This is a genomic window from Tardiphaga sp. (assembly GCF_025356345.1).
Taxonomy (GTDB): domain Bacteria; phylum Pseudomonadota; class Alphaproteobacteria; order Rhizobiales; family Xanthobacteraceae; genus Tardiphaga.
Window position 1 is genome coordinate 1 of the sequence record NZ_JANXTC010000010.1, and the last position, 4,395, is coordinate 4,395.

At 60.8% G+C, this 4,395-nt stretch carries 2 protein-coding genes; both read left to right on the forward strand.

All coding sequences use genetic code 11. From position 1 onward, the window contains the following. The first annotated feature begins 317 nt into the window (after positions 1-317). Positions 318-2,120 carry a TolC family protein gene (locus Q0S16_RS00320; RefSeq protein WP_295843786.1) on the forward strand — a complete coding sequence of 601 codons (1,803 nt, stop codon included), beginning with the start codon at positions 318-320 and terminating at the stop codon, positions 2,118-2,120. 208 nt (positions 2,121-2,328) lie between these two features. After that, positions 2,329-4,395 (forward strand): calcium-binding protein (locus tag Q0S16_RS00325; RefSeq protein ID WP_295843789.1); only part of this gene is annotated, 2,067 nt, incomplete at its 3' end.

Consider the following 4,395-nt stretch of genomic DNA (forward strand, 5'->3'; position numbering starts at 1 on the left):
GAGGTCTGCTGTCGACGCTATTCGGCATGCGTGGCCGGTAGCTATCGTGTACGCGCTGGCCTGACTATCCGTTGCGCTGGTCGGGTCGGCCGCCGCTGACCGGGATCGGGCATTCGATACATCAGGCGCAGCCCGCCAAAATCATCCGATTGATCCTGTTTTGATCGTCTCATTGCTTTTGATGTGGTGATTACGCCCGCTTAACTCGCAATTAACGCTAATGAAATACTAACAGTGAGGTTACCACGAAGACCATTTTCCGGTTTTTGAATTTCGCGTTTTTTAGTGCTGTAATTCATTTTGTAAGTGCTGTTTGCATGAGAGTAATTGCATCAACTTCTTTTGAAGTCGCCCGCAGCTCGCAAAAGAGCGGTGCATTGCGTTCCATTCGGCAGCGTGAACGAGCCGCCTTTCAGATTGTATTTCGCCAAAAAAAAATCAGTCGTGTTGTCGTTCGAGTTCTGATCGCTATGCTGCCGGCGGTTGGCCTGGCGGGTTGTGTGACCGCCGCGCGCGTCCCGAACAGCCCGTTTCTGACGGCCGTCGCCGGTCTTGCCTCTGATCCCGCAACCACGCTGGCCAGTGCGTCGCCGCGGGTCATGAACGCGCAGGCGGCGATGACCGACCAGATCACGACCGCCGCGATCGTGACACCGGATGCGGCTGACGCAGCTAGTCTGGATACGCTTGCCTTGCGCGGCACGGTCCGGTCGGTGAGCAGCGGAGCAGCGAAGCCCGAAGCGGACCGCAAGGCGGTCTATCCGCAGATCGCAGGCGCGTCGTCGAGCATGGTTGGCCTGTTCGCCGCGGCAAGGATCCCGGCGCCGCCATCCGGTGATGGCAATGCCACGTCGACCGCGCTCCGCTCTCAGGGCAAAACAGTATCGTTGCGCGATGCCGTCAGCGCCGCCGTGCTCAGCCATCCGCTGATGGGAGCCCAGGCGGCCCGGGTGACCGGTTCACTGGCGGACGTCAGGACCGCGCAAGGGGCGACCAAACCGCAATTGCAGGTATTCGCGGGATCGGGCGGCTCCTATCTTGGCTCCTATGCCAATGCGCCGGACTTGTTTGGCTCAATAGCCATTCCAGGCAGCTCGCGTTCGGACGCCGGCTTCACATTGCGACAGCTCGTCTATGATTTCGGCGCGGCGAAGGCCGACATCACCCGCAGCAAGTCGGTGGTTTCGGCCGAGCGGCTACGTCTCGCGGATCAGGCCGAGGACATCGCGCTGCGCACTGTCAATGCCTACCTCAACTTGCTGGAGCAGAATGAACTGATCGCGATAATCGACAAGGTGGTCGTCGATGAGAACAACTTTGCCAATCTGGTGAAGCTGAATGAAAATCAGGGCAACGGAACCGCGGCCGACGTCAATCGAATTAGGTCCAAGGTGATCGAAGTGGAAGCGCTCCGGACGGATATCTCGACGGCGTACAAGACCGCGCAGGATGAATTCTTCCGTCTGACCAAGCTTGAATCGAGTCCAACTCGCCGGCCGACGACCATTCTTTCCGAGGTGCCACCATCGCTTGAAGTCGCGCTCAGGACCGCGCAGCAACAGAATCCATTGCTTCTCGCGCTGAACGCCGTCGGAACGTCACTGGATCAGCAATTGGCATCACAGCGCGCGCAGGGATTGCCGCGGATCGATCTTCAGGGTGATGGACTGGTCAAGCATTATGTAGGCACCACGCCCGCCAGCCAGGGGGTCGTCGACTCCCGCCTGATGGTGATGGTGTCCTACAAATTACTCGACGGTGGCATTGTCGCGGCACAGTCGGACCGCATCCGGGAAGATCGTAAGGCAAATGATTTCAGGGCGCTGGATGAGCGTGAAAGCATCGAGCTGAACCTGCGCCGATTTTATCAGTCGCTATCGGCCAACCGTACCAAGGAGACCGCGGCCATCCAGGGCACCGGCACGGCAAACAGGGCCAACACGCTTTATCTGGAGCAATTCAAGGCTGGCAAGCGAACCGTGTTCGAAGTGCTGGACAGCCGGATGGTCGTTTTCACGATGCAGAAGACCGTCATCAACAGTCGGTACGAGCAATTGCGCGCCGGCTACGGAATTTTGCGAAATATGGGCCGGCTGGTTGAAACGGCGATCCGGAACTGACGTCGAGGTGGTGCAAGCCTGGCTACTTCCGCGACAAGCGAGCGGTTAACGGCGGGTAAAGGGCACATCGCGAGTTACCCTCGACCTCGCGAAAGCGACGCCGACCATCAAACGCTAATGATTGGTTAGCAAAGCGCGATGATAATACCCACGACATATTGGTCGACGTTGTATTCGTATATTTATTTCGTTCCGGTGATTGCATTACATGGATGTTGTTGAAACCACCTCGAGTGGCAGCAAGGGCGATGCCTCGGCGCGTTCGCCGGCCGACAAGCCAACCGCTATAGCGTCCGCTGCCGTTGGCGAAACCATTGTCACTTCCGTTCATCGCCCAGCCGCGGGCGCGATCAGCGTCGTCGAGGTTCCTCCGGGCGCGCAGCTCAAGCTGGATTTCGCAAGCGGCGAGGCCAAGTTCGCGATTCTGGACGTCGACCTGGTTTTGCTGTTCCCGGACGGCGCCAAGGTTATCCTGCCCGGCTATGCCTTCAACCTTGTCGGCGCTGATAGTTCGGAGGCTTCGTTTTCCGACAAGACGGTCTCCGCCCAGCAGATGCTGTCACTGGTCGATGATCTGCATTTGCTCAATGAAAATAATTCACCGATCATCGGCTCCGGCGTTAAGGCGCAGCAAAGCGACAATGTTGCGAAGGACCAGGGGGACGCCAAGGACCAGGCGGCGTCCGAGACCCCGCCGTCACCGCCACCGCAGCCAGCGGCGCCGACCTCGCGTTTTACAGGCGTCGCTGATTTCGACAAACCGCCGGAGCCGCAGGTCGATCGTTCGATCAAGAAGCCGGCCGATGACGCCATCCCGGCTTCGTCCGGCTCACCGCCGGGCTCGCGGCACACAGCGGATAACGTCGCGGCCGCGGCCGGCACCACTGTGGACGCGACCGCGGGAGGCAGCGGTACTGGCAACGTCAGCGCGGCCCACCTCGATGTGGTGCTGCTCGGAGTTTCCGGCGACCAGACCACCACGCTCGCCTCGGGCGGCGTGCAGATCCTGGGTGCCGCCTCCGACATCACCGCGACCACCGACCCGGCCTTCGCGGTGCAGCAGCAGGCACGCACCTTCATCGGTACCGCACAGAACGATATTATCTACGCGGCCAATCCGGACCGGATGCCCTCGGGGACGACCGAGCGTCTACTCGACGTCCATGTGACCTTCCCGGATGCCGGCGTGGTGGCGAAGACGGCGACCGTCACCAACCTTCCCACCGGCTACGCCATCAACAACGGCACGCAGGTCGGCGCGAACTGGGTGGTACAGCTCGACGTCGCCGATCCAAGCCATCTTCAGCTCGAGCTGCGCTACACGTTGCCGACCGACGGCACCCGTCCCGATGCCAACGGCTTTCTCGGAAGCTTCAATCTTAATATTCTGTTCGGTACGACCGACGCGACCGGCGCCGCCCATCTGTATTCGGGTAGCCAGACGTTCGTCATCCGCGACATTGCGACCGCGTCCGATGTTGCGATCGTGTCGGCGGATGGAAAGTCGACAATCTACGGGCTCAATGCGACGCCTCCGGGCGCGATCATCTCCGCGGGCGGTGGCGACGATCTGGTCTATGCCGGAGCCGGGCGCGATACCATCGATGGTGGTGTGGGCAACAATACGCTGTCGTACAAATATTCGAATGCCGGCGTTACCGTGGATCTGGCGGCAGGGACCGGCAGCGGTGGATACGCCACCGGCGACGTTATCCAGAATTTCACAAATATCGAAGGGTCCCATTTTTCCGACCGTTTGACCGGCAGCAGCGCGAACAACACCTTTCTTGGCAGCGGCGGTGGCGATGTCATCATCGGCAATGGCGGCATCGACACGGTCGATTACAGCGGCTCCGCCGATGGTGTCAGTGCCAATCTGACGACAGGCCTCGGTACCGCGGGATTAGCCAGCGGCGATACGCTGGTCGGGATCAGCAACCTGACCGGTTCGGCGACCGGGGCCAACATGCTGGTCGGCAGCAGCGCCGCCAATGTGATCACCGGCGGCTCCGGCAATGATTTCATCGACGGTGCTGGCGGCGCCGATACTATCGTCGCCGGGGCAGGGGACGATATCGCGGTCTATCGGGGCACCGAATCCACGATAGATGGCGGCACCGGCACCAACACGCTGCAATTGGCAACGGCTGTGGTCGTCGACCTCGCCAACGCCGATCAGACCACAGGCGACGCGGTCGCGGTGACGAATTTCCAGAATGTCGATGCGTCGGCGCTGGGCGTCGCGGTCACGATAACCGGCTCCGCCGCGGCGAAT

Bases quoted from the DNA above. Each gene is read 5' to 3' on its own strand.
- Q0S16_RS00320 (WP_295843786.1), top strand. From the start codon at position 318: ATGAGAGTAATTGCATCAACTTCTTTTGAAGTCGCCCGCAGCTCGCAA.